The 16588-nt window shown below is 66.0% G+C and carries 17 protein-coding genes; 10 read left to right on the forward strand and 7 right to left on the reverse strand.

What is annotated here, in order from left to right; all coding sequences use genetic code 11:
• Positions 1 to 163: 163 nt before the first annotated feature.
• From BLT75_RS16215 to BLT75_RS16230, 4 genes are all read right to left on the reverse strand, one after another.
• A complete protein-coding gene (locus tag BLT75_RS16215) occupies positions 164 to 1582 on the reverse strand; it encodes a DEAD/DEAH box helicase (protein WP_176828085.1) in 1419 nt (472 codons plus the stop codon).
• A 191-nt stretch (positions 1583 to 1773) separates the two neighbouring features.
• On the reverse strand, positions 1774 to 2709 hold the full coding sequence (locus BLT75_RS16220) for a glycosyltransferase family 2 protein (protein ID WP_093034021.1): 936 nt from the start codon (positions 2707 to 2709) through the stop codon (positions 1774 to 1776).
• Between the two features lie 52 nt (positions 2710 to 2761).
• Positions 2762 to 4369, reverse strand: a complete 1608-nt coding sequence (locus BLT75_RS16225) for a peptide chain release factor 3 (RefSeq protein WP_093034024.1) — start codon at positions 4367 to 4369, stop codon at positions 2762 to 2764.
• A 102-nt stretch (positions 4370 to 4471) separates the two neighbouring features.
• Positions 4472 to 5518 (reverse strand): Hint domain-containing protein, encoded by a 1047-nt coding sequence (locus BLT75_RS16230; RefSeq protein ID WP_176828087.1) that lies wholly within the window; start codon positions 5516 to 5518, stop codon positions 4472 to 4474.
• 138 nt (positions 5519 to 5656) lie between these two features.
• Here BLT75_RS16230 and BLT75_RS16235 point away from each other — a divergent pair, with 138 nt between their 5' ends.
• The 6 genes from BLT75_RS16235 to BLT75_RS16260 all read left to right on the forward strand — a co-directional run bounded on the left by BLT75_RS16235 (position 5657) and on the right by BLT75_RS16260 (position 11723).
• Positions 5657 to 6436 (forward strand): SDR family oxidoreductase, encoded by a 780-nt coding sequence (locus BLT75_RS16235; RefSeq protein ID WP_093034027.1) that lies wholly within the window; start codon positions 5657 to 5659, stop codon positions 6434 to 6436.
• 3 nt (positions 6437 to 6439) lie between these two features.
• Complete coding sequence (locus BLT75_RS16240) at positions 6440 to 7546, forward strand: hypothetical protein (protein ID WP_093034030.1); 1107 nt, start codon at positions 6440 to 6442, stop codon at positions 7544 to 7546.
• A gap of 245 nt (positions 7547 to 7791) precedes the next feature.
• Positions 7792 to 8901 carry an ABC transporter ATP-binding protein gene (locus BLT75_RS16245; RefSeq protein ID WP_176828089.1) on the forward strand — a complete coding sequence of 370 codons (1110 nt, stop codon included), beginning with the start codon at positions 7792 to 7794 and terminating at the stop codon, positions 8899 to 8901.
• 152 nt (positions 8902 to 9053) lie between these two features.
• Positions 9054 to 9836, forward strand: coding sequence for a 5'/3'-nucleotidase SurE (gene surE, locus BLT75_RS16250; protein WP_093034202.1), 783 nt, complete (start codon positions 9054 to 9056; stop codon positions 9834 to 9836).
• Entirely contained in the window at positions 9833 to 10480 is a 648-nt protein-coding gene (locus BLT75_RS16255) for a protein-L-isoaspartate(D-aspartate) O-methyltransferase (RefSeq protein WP_093034037.1), read from the forward strand. The genes surE and BLT75_RS16255 overlap by 4 nt, the downstream gene beginning before the upstream one ends.
• A gap of 67 nt (positions 10481 to 10547) precedes the next feature.
• Positions 10548 to 11723 carry a LysM peptidoglycan-binding domain-containing M23 family metallopeptidase gene (locus BLT75_RS16260; RefSeq protein WP_093034205.1) on the forward strand — a complete coding sequence of 392 codons (1176 nt, stop codon included), beginning with the start codon at positions 10548 to 10550 and terminating at the stop codon, positions 11721 to 11723.
• Positions 11724 to 11814: 91 nt separating this feature from the next.
• Here the strand turns inward: BLT75_RS16260 and BLT75_RS16265 are convergent, their stop codons facing one another.
• On the reverse strand, positions 11815 to 12480 hold the full coding sequence (locus BLT75_RS16265; protein ID WP_093034041.1) for a helix-turn-helix transcriptional regulator: 666 nt from the start codon (positions 12478 to 12480) through the stop codon (positions 11815 to 11817).
• Between the two features lie 279 nt (positions 12481 to 12759).
• On the opposite strand from BLT75_RS16265, the gene BLT75_RS16270 reads away from it, so the two are divergent.
• The 3 genes from BLT75_RS16270 to tatC are packed head-to-tail and all read left to right on the forward strand — an operon-like array spanning position 12760 to position 14366.
• Entirely contained in the window at positions 12760 to 12975 is a 216-nt protein-coding gene (locus BLT75_RS16270) for a twin-arginine translocase TatA/TatE family subunit (RefSeq protein WP_093034044.1), read from the forward strand.
• 6 nt (positions 12976 to 12981) lie between these two features.
• Positions 12982 to 13440 carry a Sec-independent protein translocase protein TatB gene (gene tatB / locus BLT75_RS16275; protein ID WP_093034047.1) on the forward strand — a complete coding sequence of 153 codons (459 nt, stop codon included), beginning with the start codon at positions 12982 to 12984 and terminating at the stop codon, positions 13438 to 13440.
• Positions 13437 to 14366, forward strand: coding sequence for a twin-arginine translocase subunit TatC (gene tatC, locus BLT75_RS16280; protein ID WP_093034050.1), 930 nt, complete (start codon positions 13437 to 13439; stop codon positions 14364 to 14366). Before tatB ends, tatC begins: the two co-directional genes overlap by 4 nt.
• 65 nt (positions 14367 to 14431) lie before the next feature.
• Here tatC and BLT75_RS16285 read toward each other — a convergent pair whose 3' ends face one another.
• Both BLT75_RS16285 and BLT75_RS16290 read right to left on the reverse strand, forming a co-directional pair.
• A complete protein-coding gene (locus tag BLT75_RS16285; RefSeq protein WP_093034053.1) occupies positions 14432 to 15163 on the reverse strand; it encodes an LrgB family protein in 732 nt (243 codons plus the stop codon).
• Positions 15156 to 15506: a CidA/LrgA family protein gene (locus BLT75_RS16290; RefSeq protein ID WP_093034056.1), complete on the reverse strand. Its 351-nt coding sequence runs from the start codon at positions 15504 to 15506 to the stop codon at positions 15156 to 15158. The genes BLT75_RS16285 and BLT75_RS16290 overlap by 8 nt, the downstream gene beginning before the upstream one ends.
• A gap of 189 nt (positions 15507 to 15695) precedes the next feature.
• Between BLT75_RS16290 and BLT75_RS16295 the strand changes: the two genes are divergently transcribed.
• A complete protein-coding gene (locus BLT75_RS16295) occupies positions 15696 to 16535 on the forward strand; it encodes an ATP-binding protein (RefSeq protein WP_093034059.1) in 840 nt (279 codons plus the stop codon).
• Positions 16536 to 16588 lie beyond the last annotated feature (53 nt).

Genomic DNA, 16588 nt, shown 5'->3' on the forward strand with positions numbered 1-16588 from the left:
GGCCGCGCGTCCCGCGCGGCGTCTTTTGCGAGGCCCTGCCTCGCGCTCCGGAGTATTTGTGACCAGAAAGAAGCCGCAGCGTTTTGGTTTCTTTCTGGTCAAAAATACTCCGGGGGAGTCGCCGTCAGGCGACGGGGGCAGAGCCCCCTGAAACGGTGCCGGATTATCCTGCCCGGCGTTCCTCGAAGCTCAGCGCAATGAAGCTGGGCAGATGGTCGCCCATGCCTACCACGCGCGCGCCGCGGTCCTCGTTCCGTTCGCGATTGCGTTTTTCTTCTTGCCGTGGGGGACGGTCTTGCTTTTCTTCGCTACGGGCGTCGCGCTTGTCCTCACGCGGTGCCTTGTCGGCGCGCTTTTCCGTGTCCCGCTGCGGTTTGTCGGACTTGCTCCTGCGATCGTCGCGGCGCGACTTGGTCTCCGGCAACTCTTCAAGCTTTACCGGATTTTCGAGACGCGGGATCTCCTTCTGGATCAGCTTTTCAATCGCATCGAGCGCCTTGTCGTCGCGCGGGATGCAGATGGTGATCGCCTTGCCGGCGCGTCCCGCACGGCCGGTGCGGCCAATCCTGTGCACATAATCCTCGGGGTGGCCGGGCACATCGAAATTGAACACATGGCTTACGCTGGGAATGTCGAGGCCGCGCGCGGCAACGTCCGAGGCCACCAGCAGGCGCACCTTGCCTTCGCGGAACCCGTCCAGTGTGCGGGTCCGCTGGCTCTGATCCAGATCGCCATGGATCGGCGCCGCGTCATAACCGTATTTCTGCAACGACTTGGCGACGATATCCACATCCGACTTGCGGTTGCAGAAGATGATCGCGTTGGTGCATTTCTCGCCCTCGGCGTCGATCAGCGCCCGCAGAACGGCGCGTTTCTCGCTGGCCTCGCGGTCGCGGCGGCTGCCCTTGAACTGCACCACGCCCTGTTCGATGGTTTCCGACGCCGTCGCCTGGCGGGCCACCTCGATGCGCGCGGGCGCGCTGAGGAAGGTGTTGGTGATGCGTTCGATCTCGGGCGCCATGGTGGCCGAGAAGAACAGCGTCTGGCGGGTAAACGGCGTCAGGCTGAAGATGCGCTCGATATCGGGGATGAAGCCCATGTCGAGCATACGGTCCGCCTCGTCCACCACCATGATCTGCACCCCGGTCAGCAGGAGCTTGCCGCGCTCGAAATGATCGAGCAACCGGCCCGGCGTGGCAATCAGCACGTCGACGCCCCGGTCGATCAGCGCATCCTGCTCCTTGAAGCTGACGCCGCCGATCAGGAGAGCCTTGGTCAGTTTCAAATGCTTGGTATAGGTGTCGAAGTTCTCGGCGACCTGCGCGGCCAGTTCCCGTGTCGGGCAGAGCACCAGGCTGCGCGGCATCCGGGCGCGGGCGCGGCCACGGGCCAGCAGGGTGATCATCGGCAGGGTAAAGCTTGCGGTCTTGCCGGTGCCGGTCTGGGCGATGCCCAGCACGTCTTTCCCTTCCAGAGCGGGAGGAATTGCGCCTGCCTGAATCGGGGTGGGGGTTTCGTAACCGGCTTCTTCTACGGCCTTGAGGACCTTGGGATTCAGGTTCAGATCAGAAAATTTTGTCATGTGTGTCCGATATATGCGGACACTCACCGGGCCCGCGCGTCTGTCGTTTTGCCGGGCCCGTCATGGGCGCTGCGCCTGTCGGGCGCGCTACGGCTGAGCGGGGCATATCAAAAACCCCTGCCATCGTCAAATGTTGCATCTGCAGCACCGGAATTCGCGCTCATTGTTGCGCATTGGCAAACGTCAATGGATCAATCGGGGAACTGCTTCCGGGTTGCCGCCTCAAGGTCGAGGCGGCGCCGTTTCAGCATTCCGGCGGCCTCCAGGCGTGCGCGTCCTTCGGGTGAAACGGCGTTCATCTCGTCGAAGAAGGCACGCAGCCCGGCCTCGCCATCCGCCTCTTCGATGGAACTCAGCAGCTCGTGCATGCTGATACCGCCCGCCTCGCGCGGGACATTGGGGGCCAGGTCCGGCCGGTACGAGCCCTTGGCGATGCGATAGCGGTAGGCGGAAATCCAGTGGCCCCAGTCGGCAGCGTGCCGGTGCAACAAGTCGACGCTGTCCAGCTCCACCTGACCTGGGTTCATCTCCTTGTTGCGAAAGATGTTGTGGATGCGGAAATCGACCTTTTCCAGTCCGGTGCGTGCGATCACCTTGCCCGCCACATGGCTCATGAAGCCGCCTTTGACGAAGGCGCCGTAAGTGGGATAGAGCCGCCGTACCGTCTCGTCCCGCGCCGGTCCGCCGGGGATGAACGCCTTGTAAAGCGTGTCGTCACCGGCCAGGGCCTCGAGCGGGCGCATCCGGGCGCACAGCACCTCGGGGCCGAACGCATCCAGAAGGCCGGCGAGCGGGGTTTCGGGCCAGATGAACTCGTCCACGTCGATATGCGCCAGCCAGTCCACCTCGGCACGGTTATAGGCATGGCGCGCATTCATCGTCTGGCGGGCCTGGTGCTTGGCGGGGCGGGCCAGCTTGCGGCGGCTCCAATAGCTGTCGTCACAGGCCCAGACCCGGATGCGCGGGTGCGCCTTGAGCCGGGCGAATACCGAAGGGTCGGGCTCGTCGAGATAGAGGTAGAGCCGGTGCGCGCCCAGTTCCAGGTGCCAGGCGGCGAACTGCTGGATATCGCGTTGGGGCGCCTTTACGGTCGCCACCACGCCCCAGGTCACGCCCTTGTCGCCCATGCCCGCTGTCCCTGTCCGTTGCCTGCCCGCGCAGCTTAGGGCAGGGCGCGGTTCAGGTCATCATCTCTTTGGTGGCGGTCAGCTTCAGTTCGGGGTAATCGCGCACCACGCGGTCGATATCCCATTGCAGCCGGGTCAGGTAGACGATGTCGCCGTCGTGGTCATGGGCGATGTGCTGTTTGTTGGTGTTGACGAACCGGTCCAGCGCCGCCTTGTCGCCCGCCACCCAGCGGGCCGAGGTGAATTGCGACCCGTCGAACCGCACCGGCAGCCCGTATTCCAGCTCGATCCGGCTGGCCAGAACCTCGAATTGCAGCGCGCCGACGACGCCCACGATGAAGCCCGAGCCGATCATCGGCTTGAACACCTTGGCGGCGCCTTCCTCGGCGAATTGCATCAACGCCTTTTCCAGGTGCTTGGCCTTCATCGGGTCGCCCGCGCGCACGCCCTGCAACAATTCCGGCGCGAACGAGGGGATGCCGGTCACCCGCAGCGCTTCGCCCTCGGTCAGCGTGTCGCCGATGCGCAATTGCCCGTGGTTGGGGATGCCGATGATGTCGCCAGCCCAGGCTTCCTCGGCCAGTTCCCGGTCCGAGGCGAGGAACAGCACCGGGTTCGAGATCGCCATTGGTTTCTTCGACCGCACATGCATCAGCTTCATGCCGCGCTGGAAATGGCCTGAGGCGAGCCGGACAAAGGCCACCCGGTCGCGATGCTTGGGGTCCATGTTCGCCTGAACCTTGAAGACAAAGCCGGAAACCTTTGTCTCATCAGGGGAAATCTGCCTTGGCTCGGCGCTCTGCACCTGCGGTTCGGGGCCGTATTTCCCGATCCCCTCCATCAGTTCCTTGACCCCGAACGAGTTGATGGCCGAGCCGAACCAGATCGGCGTCATATGTCCTTCGAGCACCGCCTGCGGGTCGAGCGCGGGCAAGAGCTCGCGCGCCATCTCCAGTTCCTCGTGCAGCTTCTCCAGCAGGTGCGCGGGCACGTGCTGGGCCAGCTTGGGGTCGTCAAGCCCATTGATTTCGATGCTCTCGGCGACCTTGTTGCGGTCGGCGCGGTCCATCAGCTCCAGCCGGTCGCGCAGGATGTCGTAACAACCGATGAAATCGCGGCCCTGGCCGATGGGCCAGCTTGCCGGGGTCACGTCGATGGCCAGCATTTCCTGGATCTCGTCAATGATCTCGAACGTGTCGCGGCTTTCGCGGTCCATCTTGTTGCAGAAAGTCAGGATCGGCAGGTCGCGCAGGCGGCAGACCTCGAACAGCTTCCGCGTCTGGCTCTCGACGCCCTTGGCGCCGTCGATCACCATCACCGCCGCATCCACCGCCGTCAGTGTGCGATAGGTGTCCTCGGAGAAATCCGAGTGGCCGGGCGTGTCCACAAGATTGAACCGGAAGCTCTTGTAATCGAACGACATTGCCGAGGCCGAGACCGAGATGCCCCGGTCCTTTTCCATCTGCATGAAGTCCGACCGCGTGCGCCGCGCCTCTCCCTTGGCGCGCACCTGTCCGGCCATCTGGATCGCGCCGCCGAACAGCAGGAACTTTTCGGTCAGCGTGGTCTTGCCCGCATCCGGGTGCGAGATGATGGCGAAGGTGCGGCGCCGCGCGATCTCGGGCGGCAATACGGGGCGGTTCGAGGCGATATCCAACATGAGCGCGCGTATATCAGGTTGCGCCGCCCGTGCAAGAATGCGCACGCGGCTTGCTGCATGGCGTGCCGGACGAAGGGCGGTCCATCCGGCGATCCAGCGGGCTCAGCGGTTGGTCGAGGCCCGTTTCAGGAGCGCAATGGCGTCCGGCCGGTCCAGCAGCCGCTTTGACACATCGATCCCGTGCCCGTCGCCGCGCCCGTGCTGGTCCAGCAGCAGGCGCACCTCTTCAAGCAGTTCCTCGGGCAGGGCGGGCCGGGTGCGCGGATCCAGCAGCATGGTCTCGGCCGCGATCCCCTCGGCATAGATGATGTGGTGCCGGTCGAACAGAAGCTGAAAATAATCGACGAATCCGCCTTCCTGAACGAAGACCGTATCGCCGTTGACCAGGTGCCGCGCCTTTACCAGCAGTTCCGGCTGGCCTGCGCCGATCTCGTCGCGGCGCTGGTAGACGAACAGCCGGTGATCGGGGCTGACCACCAGATCGTTGTCGTTGTTCAGCGTACCGGCGCGGATCACGATGGGGGCGAAATCGCCCACCGCGCGCACCGTGCTCTGGCCGATCCAGCGCACCTGCTGCACCCCGTCGTCGCGGGTCAGCACCCGGTCGCCCACCTTCAGTTCCTCAATGGGCACCTGCGCGCCCGAGGCCAGCGTGATATGGGTGCCGCGCGTGAACGAGACACAGGCCACCTGCGCGAATTTCTGCCGTGCCCGCTCGCTGTCGATACCCACCAGCGTGTAATCGGTTCTGGCCGCCAGCGGCGCCAGCGGCAAGAGGTAGACATCGGCGATATGGCCGCTCGCGTCGACCTCGACCAGCACGATTGCGTCGGTGGTCATGCCGTCGGGGCTCATCAGGCTCAGCGCGCAATCCAGATGCACCGCATGGCCGGGCCGCCCGCATTCGGTATCCCCGGAGACCAGGAACGCGCCATCGGCCAGCACCTCCAGCCCCAGGCGGCGCAGCGGCGCGACAGGATCCAGGCCATAGACATCGTCCAGCATCAATTCGTCCATCGGCGCAATCTCGTCGCCCAGATTGGCGCCATTCGTCACCACGAAGGCGTCGGCGCGGTAAACGGGTACGGATTGGGCGGGCGCGTGTCTGGTCACGGGATCCAACGGAGGCTGCGGGGCAAGGTCTTTCATGATCAATCTGAGTGGCTTCCGGCACAAGTGCAATCCATTCTGCCGCCAAAATGTGGCGGATCTCGGTCAGCCGGGTGGTGATCGCCGGGCATTTGGTGCTAACTCGGCGGCAACGACACCATAGAGGGAGAACGGGACATGGATCTGGGTATCGCGGGCAAGAAGGCGCTGGTCTGCGCCTCGTCCAAAGGGCTGGGGCTGGGCTGCGCCCAGGCGCTGGCGGTCGCAGGCGTCGATCTGGTGATGAACGCGCGCGGCGCCGAGGCGCTGGAGGCTGCGGCGGAGGCGATCCGCGCGGCGCATGGGGTGACGGTCACCACCGTCGCCTGTGACGTCACCGCCGAGGCGGGGCAGGCGCAGGTGATCGAGGCGGCCCAAGGCGTCGACATCCTGGTCACCAATGCAGGCGGCCCGCCGCCGGGCCTGTGGTCGGACTGGGATCGCGACGATTTCATCCGTGCGCTCGACGCCAACATGCTGACCCCGATCGCCTTCATGAAGGCGCTCCTGCCTGGCATGATCGACAAGAGCTGGGGCCGGGTGGTCAACATCACCTCGCAATCGGTGCGCGCGCCGATCCCGGCGCTGGGCCTGTCGAATGCCGCCCGCACCGGGCTGACAGGCTATGTCGCCGGCACCTCGCGCCAGGTCGCGCCCTTTGGCGTGACGATCAACAACCTGCTGCCTGGCATCCACGCTACCGACCGCGCCAATGCGCTGGACGGCCCGGTGGCGCAGCAGAAGGGTATCAGCCTGGAAGAGGCGCGGGCCGAGCGCGCCGCCACCATTCCCGCTCGCCGCTACGGCACGTCCGAGGAATTCGGCGCCGCCTGTGCCTTTCTCTGCTCGCAGCATGCGGGCTTCATCGTCGGACAGAACCTGCTGCTCGACGGCGGCGGCACCAACCTGACGATGTGAGGCATGGCCCAGGGGTTCTCGCTCAAGGATCAGCTGTTCAACGCGGAAAAGGTCGGCTATCTCGCCGGCCTTTTCGACGGGCCGAAGTTCGACGGCGCGGTTTTCCGTGCGCGGGTGATGCAGCGCCTGCCGGAGCTGGAGCTGAAACAGCGTATCGACTGGATCGCGGAATGCCTGTCCGAGACCCTGCCGGGGGCGCTGCCGCAGGTCGCGCCCGCGATCCTGCGTGCCCTGCCGCCGCCGCTCGACCCCAGCCGGACGGACGATGATTTCGGCGATTTCATCTTCGCGCCGCTCGGGGAATGGGTGGCGGTTGCGGGAATCGAACACCCCGAACCGGCGCTCGACCTGCTGGCGGAACTGACCCAACGGTTTTCCATGGAATGGGCGATCCGCCCGTTCCTGAACCGCTGGCCCGATCTGGTGCTGGCGCGAATGCGGGACTGGTGCGACCATGACAGCTATCACGTGCGCCGGCTGGTCAGCGAGGGCACCCGCCCGCGGCTGCCCTGGGGCGCGGGCATCGCGCTGCCGCTCGATGCCGCGCTGCCGCTGCTCGACCGGCTGCACGCCGATCCCACCCGCTATGTCACCCGCTCGGTCGCCAACCATCTGAACGACATCGCGAAAAAGGACCCGGACCTGGTGCTTGAGCGGCTCGCGGCCTGGCGCGAGGCCGGGCGGCAGAGCGCGGCAGAGCGGGACTGGATCACCGCGCACGCGCTGCGCGGGCTGGTCAAGGCGGGCCACCCGGGCGCGATGTCCATGCTGGGATATGACCCCGAGGCGCCTGTCACGGTCACGCTGGACCTGCCGGGGCGCGCCCGCATCGGTGACGAACTGGCTCTGGGCGTGGTGCTGGAAGGGAAACCGGGCCTGCCGGTGCTGGTCGATTACATCGTGCATTTCCAGCGTCCCGGGGGCAAGGTATCGGCCCGGGTGCACAAGCTGAAACAGGCGCGGCTGACCGGCGGTCGGCTGCGGCTGGACAAACGCCACAGGCTGAAGGGCGACGCCACCACATTCACCCTCGTGCCCGGCCCGCACCGGGTCGAGATCCAGGTGAACGGCCGGGTGCGCGCCACTGGCAGTTTCGATCTGGAGGGGTAGGGCGGGGGCGCTGCCCCGTCTGACAAAATTCGTCGAATTTTGTCGCCTCCCCCTGAGTATCTGAAAAAGATGAAGGACCAGTCGCACTTTTTGACAGACCGCTCGCGGGGGCGGCGGCGCTGCGCCATTCACGGGGCCTGCTGTCGGGGGGGCAGCACGGGTGCCTTGCGCTGCGGGGACGGGGTTGCTATCCCCGGCCTGAACTCCCGACCAAAAGGCTTGGGATAGGCAGCGAGGCCCGACAGGTGACGGCAGGACAGACCCCTCCGCGGCTCGAGATCCGCAATCTGGTGCGCGTGTTCGACGGGCAGCGGGTGGTCGACGACGTGTCGCTGACCATCCGGGCCGGGCAGGTGACCTGCCTGCTGGGGCCGTCGGGCTGCGGCAAGTCCACCACGCTCAGGATGATCGCCGGGGTCGAGATGCAGGACAGCGGCGAGATCCATGTCGATGGCAAGCTGATCTGCGACACCATGTTCCGGGTCCCGCCCGAACGGCGCGAGATCGGGCTGATGTTCCAGGATTTCGCATTGTTTCCCCATCTCAGCGTGGCGGGCAACGTGGCGTTCGGCCTGAAGGGCAGCCGCGAGGAAAAGCAGGTGCGTGTCGAGGAGTTGCTGGCGCGCGTGTCGCTGTCGCGCCATATCGACAGCTATCCGCACCAGCTCTCGGGCGGTGAACAGCAGCGGGTGGCCTTGGCCCGTGCCCTGGCGCCGCGGCCGCGGATCATGCTGATGGACGAGCCGTTCTCGGGTCTCGACAACCGGCTGCGCGACGGCATCCGCGACGACACCCTGGCGCTTCTGAAGGAAGAAGATGCTGCCGTCCTGCTGGTTACGCACGAGCCGGAAGAGGCGATGCGCATGGCCGACGAGATCGCGCTGATGCGCGACGGGCGGATCGTGCAACAGGGCGCGCCCTACAACGTCTATACCCGTCCCGTGGACAAGGCCGCGGTTGCTTTCTTCAGCGATATCAATACGCTCAGGGCGCAAGTCAACGGTGCTCTGGCCGCCACACCCTTTGGCCAGTTCCTGGCGCCCGGCGTCCCCGACGGAACCGATGTCGAGATCGTGTTCCGACCCCAGCATGTGAAGCTCGACTTCGACCGGGGCGGCCGGGGGCCGTTGCCGACACCCTCGGACGGGGTCGCCGCGCGGGGGATGGTCGAACGGGCGCGTTTCCTGGGCAGCGAGAGCCTGGTCGAGTTCCGGATGGATTTCGACGGTTCGATGCTGAAGGCCACTGTGCCCAACGTGTTCATTCCCGAACCAGGCCGGGTGATGTGGCTGACCATCAGGCGCGACCGATGCTTCGTGTTCCCTGCCCGCCCTGCGGAACGACAAAGACTCTGAGATTCTCCGGAAATTTCGGAAAATCGGTCTCTCCATTTCCGATCGCTGCGGTTTTGCAGCCATCTGGTGCCCGAATGCCGCATATCCGGAGGCCGGCAAGCTTGCCGCGCGGGGAGCCCGCGTCTATCAAGGGCGAAACGGGGCAGGACGACATGCGTATTCTCATCACCAATGACGACGGCATCAACGCGCCGGGACTGGCGGCGCTCGAGGCAATGGCCGGCGAGCTTGCCGGGCCGGAGGGAGAGGTCTGGGTGGTTGCGCCGGCCTTTGAGCAATCCGGTGTCGGCCATTGCATCAGCTACACTCATCCGATGCTGATCGCCAAGCTCGGCGAACGGCGTTTCGCGACCGAAGGCAGCCCCGCCGACTGCGTGTTGGCGGGCCTGCATGATGTGATGAAGGACGCGCCCCCCGATCTCGTGCTGTCGGGGGTGAACCGCGGCAACAACTCGGCCGAGAACGCGCTCTATTCCGGCACGCTGGGCGGCGCGATGGAGGCCGCGCTCCAGGGTCTGCCCGCCATCGCGCTTTCGCAATACTTCGGCCCGCGCAACTATGGCCGCGACGATCCGTTCGAGATCGCCCACAGCCATGGCGCCGATGTGATCCGCCGTATCCTTGCGGCCTGGCCGCAGGAGCGGCCCGACTACCGGCTGTTCTTCAATGTCAACTTCCCGCCGGTCCCCGCGGCCGAGGTCAAGGGGACAAGGGTGGTGCGCCAGGGCTTCCGCCTTGGCTCGCGCTATGCGGTCGAGCCGCACCTGTCGCCCTCGGGCAAGCGTTTCCTTTGGATCAAGGGCGGCGACCAGCAGGCCCATACCGCTCCGGATACCGATGCCGCCGTCAATCTGGACGGGTTTATCTCGGTCACGCCCATGCGCGCGGACCTGACCGCCGAGGACACGCTGGAGGCATTGCAGGCGACCCTATGAGCGGACCCGACGCCGAAACCAAGATGCAGTTCCTGTTCGCGCTCCGCTCCAAGGGGGTGACCGACCGGCACGTGCTGGCGGCGATGGAAGAGGTCGACCGTGGCCTCTTTGTGCGCGGGCTGTTCGCCGAGCGCGCTTACGAGGATATGCCGCTGCCCATCGCCTGTGGACAGACCATCAGCCAGCCCTCGGTGGTCGGTCTGATGACCCAGGCGCTGGAGGTCAATCCGCGCGACAAGGTGCTCGAGGTCGGCACCGGCTCGGGCTACCAGGCGGCGATCCTGGCAAAGCTGGCGCGCCGGGTCTACACCGTAGACCGCCACGCCCGCCTGGTGCGCGAGGCGCAGGCGCTGTTCCAGCGCCTGCAACTTGTCAATATCACTACCATGACCACGGACGGATCGTTTGGCCTTCCCGACCAGGCGCCCTTCGACCGCATCATCGTCACCGCCGCCGCCGAAGACGCGCCCGGACCGCTCTTGGCGCAACTGAAGATCGGGGGTATCATGGTCCTGCCCGTCGGCCAGTCGGACACGGTGCAGACCCTGATCCGGGTACGCCGTCACGAAACCGGTTTCGATTATGACGAATTGCGCCCGGTCCGTTTCGTCCCGCTGCTCGAAGGGCTGGGCAAGGAAGGCTGAAACGCCCGGGCCCCGGTTATGTCGCGAACCCCCGGACCACATGGGGGACAGCATTGAGGATAATGAGATGAGTGTTCCGTTCCGCCCCCTGATCCGTCCGGCCCTGGCCTGTGCCGCGCTGGCGTTGCTTGCCGCCTGTGAAGAGCCGCTCGACTATGACCTGCGCGGCCAGATCGGCGCCTTCAACACCACCGAGGCGGCGCAGGCCGCCAAGACCGCGCCGCGCCCCAGACCCGATGCGCGCGGGGTGATTTCCTATCCCAACTACCAGGTGGCAGTAGCCCGGCGCGGCGACACAGTGACCTCGCTGGCTGATCGGGTCGGTCTGCCTTCGGGCGAACTGGCGCGGTTCAACGGCCTGCAACCGAACGACGGCCTGCGCGAGGGCGAGGTGCTGGCGCTGCCGCGCCGTGTGGCAGAACCTGCGGCACAGGGCGGCAATGTCGATATCGCGACGCTTGCCGGCAGCGCCATCGACCAGGCCCCCGACACCACGCCGGTCGAGACCACCACGCTGGAACCTTCGGGGCCCGCAGCGGCCGCTCCCGCGAAACCCAGCCGCACGGAACCGGTACGACACAAGGTGACGCGCGGCGAAACCGCCTACACGATCTCGCGCCTCTACCAGGTGCCGGTCAACGCGCTGGCCGAATGGAACGGGCTCGGCTCCGATTTCGCGATCCGCGAAGGCCAGTACCTGCTGATCCCGGTCAAGGACCAGCCCGCGCCCAGGACGCAGAGCGCTGCGGCGACCGGCGCCGCGACCACCGCGCCCGGAGTCGGCTCGCCCACGCCGATGCCGCCCAGCGCCACGAAACCGCTGCCCGACGAGAAAGTCGCCGCAGTCGCCCCGGCTGTCCCCGACGTCTCTGTCGGCGCGCCCTCGGGCAGCACCTCGCAACTGGCCTTCCCGGTGAAGGGCAAGATCGTACGGCCCTATTCCAAGGGCAAGAACGACGGGATCGACATCGCGGGCGCGCCCGGCAGTGCCGTCAGCGCCGCCGAAGCGGGCACCGTCGCGGCGATCACCGCGGATGCCGACCAGGTGCCGATCGTGGTGATCCGTCATCAGGACAACCTGCTGACGGTCTATGCCAATGTGGACGGCATCGAGGTGAACAAGGGTGACACCGTCAAACGCGGCCAGAAGATCGCCCGGCTGCGCGACGGCGACAATGCCTATGTGCATTTCGAGGTGCGCAAGGGATTCGACAGCTACGATCCCGAACCCTATCTGAAATGAACATTACGGACCTTTGGTCCGTGCCTCCGGCGGGAGTATTTCGAACCAGAAAGAAGCGAAAACGCGACAGGGGCAGCGCCCCCTGACCGCGTCAGGGCACGTAGTCGGCGAGGGTCTTTCCCGGCTCGTCGCGAAAGAGTTCCGGCATGGGGGTGACCGTCTCGATCAGGTCGATGCGGAATATCCGGAAGGCTTCGCGCAGCTCGCACCAGGCGGTCAGGGTCCATGACCGCCCCCAGTATTCCATGTGCAGGGGTCTGACGGTGCGCTCGGTCGGCACCCCGTCGATACGCCGATAGCGCAGCCGCAGTTTCTGGCGCGCCTTGATCGCGGCCCGGATCGGCGGCATATGCGCAAGACCTCGGGCGGCGTCGGCGAAGGGGTATACCGCGAATTTCCAGGCCTCCGTTTCCGCCACGGTCCGGATGGGAAGCACCGCGTCGATCTTGTCCGCCAGTGTTTGCGCGGCCGCCTTCAGTTCGGGATCCTCCGCCTCGGCCACGATCGCCATCCCCAGGTTCAGCGCCTCCAGTTCGGCGGTCGTCAGGTTCAGCGGCGGCAAGGTGATCTGTTCGCGCACCATGTAGCCGACGCCGCGTTCGCCCTCGACCGGGATGCCCGAGGCGGCCAGCGTGTCCATGTCGCGATAAATGGTGCGGACCGACACCTGAAGCCGGTCCGCGATGTCCTGTGCGCGATGCAGCTTGCCGTCCCGCAGGATCCTGATGATGTCAAACAGGCGGTCGGTGCGGCGCATGGCTCAGTCTCCGCACCGGCCTGCCTGCTCGTCAACCGGGTCCGACCCTTTGATCCGGGGCATGGGGTTTCCTCCGTCCGTGTTGCGGCATGCGCCATCACTAACTGACATTAAATTGTCAGGAGGGGCAAGCCTCCTCGGCAAAATCGGGAAATTTGCCGGGATCGGGGGCGCCGCGCGGCAGCTGCCTCTTTGCGGCCGCCCGTCCGCCCGCTAGACCCGGAGCCAGACATGTTCCCGGATGCGGCATGCGTCCGATGACGACAAAGGAGACCTTCCATGCTCAACAACATCGGCCTTCCCGGCCTTCTGCTCATCGCCGTCGTGGTCCTCGTGCTGTTCGGCCGCGGCAAGATCAGCTCGCTCATGGGCGAGGTCGGCAAGGGCATCACCGCCTTCAAGAAGGGCGTCAGCGACGGCACCAAGGAGCTTGAGGAAGACGCGGCGCAGACGGCCAAGGACGTCACCCCCGAGACCGACAAGGACAAGGCGTAACCGCATATGTTCGATCTGGGCTGGAGCGAGCTTCTGGTGATCGGCGTCGTGGCGCTGATCGTCGTGGGACCCAAGGACCTGCCCGTGCTGTTTCGCAATGTCGGGCGCTGGGTCGGCAAGGCCCGGGGGCTGGCGCGCGAATTCAGCCGGGCGATGAATGACGCCGCCGATGAGGCGGGGGTCAAGGATATCGCCAAGGGAATCAAGACCGCCACCAACCCGGTGGATTCGGCCCTGGACGGAGTGCGCAAGGCCGCCAGCGACCTGCGCACCGGCATTGACCCGACCAAGTACGACCCCGGCAGCGCGACCGGCAAGCTGGCCTCCGAGCGCGCCGAGCAGGCCAAGAAGATCCAGGCCGCCACGGCCCGCGTCGCGGCCGAGCGGCGCCTGCGCGAGGCCACGGCCGAGCTTGAAAAGGCCAGGGAGGCCGAGGCCGCGCTGAAACCCGGAACCGAGACATGAGCAAGACCGACGAGATCGACGACACTTCCGCCCCGCTGATCGAGCATCTGGCCGAGTTGCGCACCCGGCTTATCCGCGCGGTCATGGCCTTTATCGTGGGGATCGTGCTGGCCTTTGTCGTGGCCGAGCCGATCCTCCAGTTCCTGCTGGCGCCCATCGAGGCGACATTGCGCGACCTGGGCGACCCGTCGCCCACGCTGCAATACACCTCGCCGCAGGAATACCTGTTCACCCTGTTCCGCATCTCGATGGTGTTCGGTTTCGCGCTGTCCTTTCCGGTGATCGGCTACCAGCTCTGGCGCTTTGTCGCGCCCGGGCTCTACCGCTCGGAAAAGGGCGCGTTCCTGCCCTTCCTGATTGCCTCGCCCTTCATGTTCCTTCTGGGCGCGGCATTTGCGCAATTCGTGGTCACACCGCTGGCGATGCAGTTCTTCCTGGGCTTTGCCGATGTCAGCTCGATCTTTGCCAACCTCTTGTCGGGGGCGGCGGGGGAGGTGTCCACAGACGTGGCGGTGGTTCCCGAAACCTCCGAAGGGGTCAAGATCACCTTCTTCGGCAAGGTTAACGAATCACTCGACATCACGCTCAAGTTCATCATGGCCTTCGGCCTGTGCTTCCAGCTGCCCGTGTTGCTGACCCTGATGGGCAAGGCCGGGCTGGTCAGCGCCGAGGGGCTGGGCAGCGTGCGCAAATACGCGGTTGTGGCGATCCTGGTGCTGGCGGCACTGGTGACCCCGCCGGACGTGGTGACCCAGCTGATCCTCTTCGTGGTGGTCTACGGGCTTTACGAGATCTCGATCTTCCTGGTGGCCCGGGTCGAAAAGAAACGCGAGGCCCAGCTGCGCGCCGACGGCTACTATGACGACGAAGAGGAATTCGACGATCCGCTGATGGCCGAGTTCGACGAGGAAGAGGGCAAGTCCTGATCTTCCAACCTTGGGTCTGATCAGGCGGCGCTCCGACGGGGCGCCGCTTGTCCTTTCAGACCGGCTCAGACCAGGCCGAACCGCAGCAGCAGCGCCCAGAGCAGCGGCAACAGCAGCGCGGTGGCCACCGCGTTCAGCCCCATGGCCAGCCCCGAAAACGCGCCCGCCGTCTCGTTCACCTGCAAGGCCCGCGCGGTGCCGATGCCGTGGCTGGCGGTCCCCATCGCCAACCCGCGCGCCTGCCAGTCGCGGATGCCGAGCAGGTTCAGCAGCATCGGCCCGAACATGGCCCCGAATATGCCGGTCACGATCACCAGTACCGCCGTCAGCGACGGCAGCCCGCCCAGTTCCTCGGCAATGGCCATCGCCACCGGCGCCGTCACCGATTTGGGCGCAACCGAGGCCAGCAAGGCCCCCGATCCGCCCATCAGCCGGGTCACCGCCACCGCCGTCAGGATCGCGGTCAGCGACCCGCACAACAGGCTGACCGTGATCGCCAGCGCCGAGCGCTTGACCCGGTGCCATTGACGATAGAGCGGCACGGCAAGCGCCACCGTCGCCGGGCCCAGCAGGAAATGCACGAATTGCGCGCCTTGGAAATAGGTGGCGTAATCCGTTCCCGTCAGCACCAGCACCGCCACCACGATCAGCACCGCGCCCAGCACCGGGTTCAGGAACGGGCTGCGGCCGCCCCTTTCGAACAGCCAGCTTGCCGCCTGAAAGGCGACCAGCGTCAGCGTCAGGTGAAACAGTGGCGAGGCGCTGAGATAGACCCAGGTTTCGGCAAGACTACCCATCGCGCTGCTCTCCCCGGCCCAGCCAGCGCATCAACAGCGCGGTCACCGCAATGGTGGCCAGCGTGCTGACGACAAGCGCCACCCCCAGCGGCACCAGCGCCTCGCCCAGGAGGCGGAAGTGCAGCATCACCCCGGTCCCCGCCGGCACGAACAGCAGCGACATCGCCCGCAGCAACCCGCCCGCCGTCTGTTCCAGCACCTCGGGCACCTCGCCCCGGATCATGAGCAGCGCGAACAGCGCCAGCATGCCCAGCACCGGCCCCGGGACCGGCAGGTTCAGCGCGCCCACCGCCAGTTCCCCGGCCAGTTGGCACACCAGTATCAATGTCAGGAACCCCAGCATCACGCCCTCCGCTTGCCCCGGCCTTGCAGAGTGTCAGCCCGATCCGCGCCGATCAAGCCGTCTCGCACCCTGTCCAATGCCGTACAAAACGGTCAATCCCGCCTTTGGGACCGGTACAAAACGGTCAATCCGGCCCTTGCCGCGCCGCCGCGAACATGGTTTCTGTGCCCGACCGCAGGGAGGAGAGACATGGACAACGACGCGCTCAACCGCATTGCCGAGGCCCTTGAACGCATGGCGCCGGCCCCCCTGCGCGCCCCCGATTTCGCCAGCGCGCCCGCCTTTGTCTGGCATGTGGGGCCGGAACGGCTGGAACCGGTGCGCGATGTCAGCCGGGTCGATCTTGACCTGCTGGTGGGCATTAACCGCTCGCGCGACACGCTCCTGGACAACACCCGCCGCTTTGCCACCGGGTTCAAGGCCAACAACGCCCTTCTCTGGGGGGCGCGCGGAATGGGAAAATCAAGCCTGGTCAAGGCGGTGCACGGCACCCTTCAGCCCGAGTTCCCGGATCTGAAACTGGTCGAGCTTCAGCGCGAGGATCTGCCCTCGGTCGCGCGTCTGCTCAACCACCTGCGCAGCGCGCCGCAGCGGTTCATCCTGTTCTGCGACGATCTTTCGTTCAGCCATGACGACCAGCATTACAAGTCACTCAAGGCGGTTCTGGACGGCGGGATCGAGGGACGGCCCGAGAACGTGGTGTTCTATGCCACTTCCAACCGCCGCCACCTGATGCCCCGCGACATGATCGAAAACGAACGCTCCAGCGCCATCAACCCCTCCGAGGCGGTCGAGGAAAAGGTCTCGCTCTCCGACCGTTTCGGCCTCTGGCTCGGCTTCCACCCCTGCGATCAGGATGAATATCTTGCGATGATCGACCGCTATTGCGCAGCATATGGTGTGTCTGTCGCGCCCGAGACCTTGCGGGCCGAGGCAATCGAATGGCAGGCGACACGCGGCGCCCGCTCAGGCCGGGTGGCCTGGCAGTTCTTCGTCGATCTGGCCGGACGTCAGGGCGTGGCGATCTGACCGGGTCCGGTTGATCGGCTGCGCACGCTGTGGCAGACTACCTGAAACCTCTC

It is taken from the genome of Ruegeria marina, from assembly GCF_900101475.1.
In the GTDB taxonomy this organism is placed as follows: Bacteria; Pseudomonadota; Alphaproteobacteria; order Rhodobacterales; family Rhodobacteraceae; genus Ruegeria_B; species Ruegeria_B marina.

Excerpts from the sequence above, each read along its gene's own strand:
- BLT75_RS16215 (WP_176828085.1), bottom strand. The coding sequence starts at position 1,582 with ATGACAAAATTTTCTGATCTGAACCTGAATCCCAAGGTCCTCAAGGCC.
- BLT75_RS16220 (WP_093034021.1), bottom strand. The coding sequence starts at position 2,709 with ATGGGCGACAAGGGCGTGACCTGGGGCGTGGTGGCGACCGTAAAGGCG.
- BLT75_RS16225 (WP_093034024.1), bottom strand. The coding sequence starts at position 4,369 with ATGTTGGATATCGCCTCGAACCGCCCCGTATTGCCGCCCGAGATCGCG.
- BLT75_RS16230 (WP_176828087.1), bottom strand. The coding sequence starts at position 5,518 with ATGAAAGACCTTGCCCCGCAGCCTCCGTTGGATCCCGTGACCAGACAC.
- BLT75_RS16235 (WP_093034027.1), top strand. The coding sequence starts at position 5,657 with ATGGATCTGGGTATCGCGGGCAAGAAGGCGCTGGTCTGCGCCTCGTCC.
- BLT75_RS16240 (WP_093034030.1), top strand. The coding sequence starts at position 6,440 with ATGGCCCAGGGGTTCTCGCTCAAGGATCAGCTGTTCAACGCGGAAAAG.
- surE (WP_093034202.1), top strand. The coding sequence starts at position 9,054 with ATGCGTATTCTCATCACCAATGACGACGGCATCAACGCGCCGGGACTG.
- BLT75_RS16255 (WP_093034037.1), top strand. The coding sequence starts at position 9,833 with ATGAGCGGACCCGACGCCGAAACCAAGATGCAGTTCCTGTTCGCGCTC.
- BLT75_RS16260 (WP_093034205.1), top strand. The coding sequence starts at position 10,548 with ATGAGTGTTCCGTTCCGCCCCCTGATCCGTCCGGCCCTGGCCTGTGCC.
- BLT75_RS16265 (WP_093034041.1), bottom strand. The coding sequence starts at position 12,480 with ATGCGCCGCACCGACCGCCTGTTTGACATCATCAGGATCCTGCGGGAC.
- BLT75_RS16270 (WP_093034044.1), top strand. The coding sequence starts at position 12,760 with ATGCTCAACAACATCGGCCTTCCCGGCCTTCTGCTCATCGCCGTCGTG.
- tatB (WP_093034047.1), top strand. The coding sequence starts at position 12,982 with ATGTTCGATCTGGGCTGGAGCGAGCTTCTGGTGATCGGCGTCGTGGCG.
- tatC (WP_093034050.1), top strand. The coding sequence starts at position 13,437 with ATGAGCAAGACCGACGAGATCGACGACACTTCCGCCCCGCTGATCGAG.
- BLT75_RS16285 (WP_093034053.1), bottom strand. The coding sequence starts at position 15,163 with ATGGGTAGTCTTGCCGAAACCTGGGTCTATCTCAGCGCCTCGCCACTG.
- BLT75_RS16290 (WP_093034056.1), bottom strand. The coding sequence starts at position 15,506 with ATGCTGGGGTTCCTGACATTGATACTGGTGTGCCAACTGGCCGGGGAA.
- BLT75_RS16295 (WP_093034059.1), top strand. The coding sequence starts at position 15,696 with ATGGACAACGACGCGCTCAACCGCATTGCCGAGGCCCTTGAACGCATG.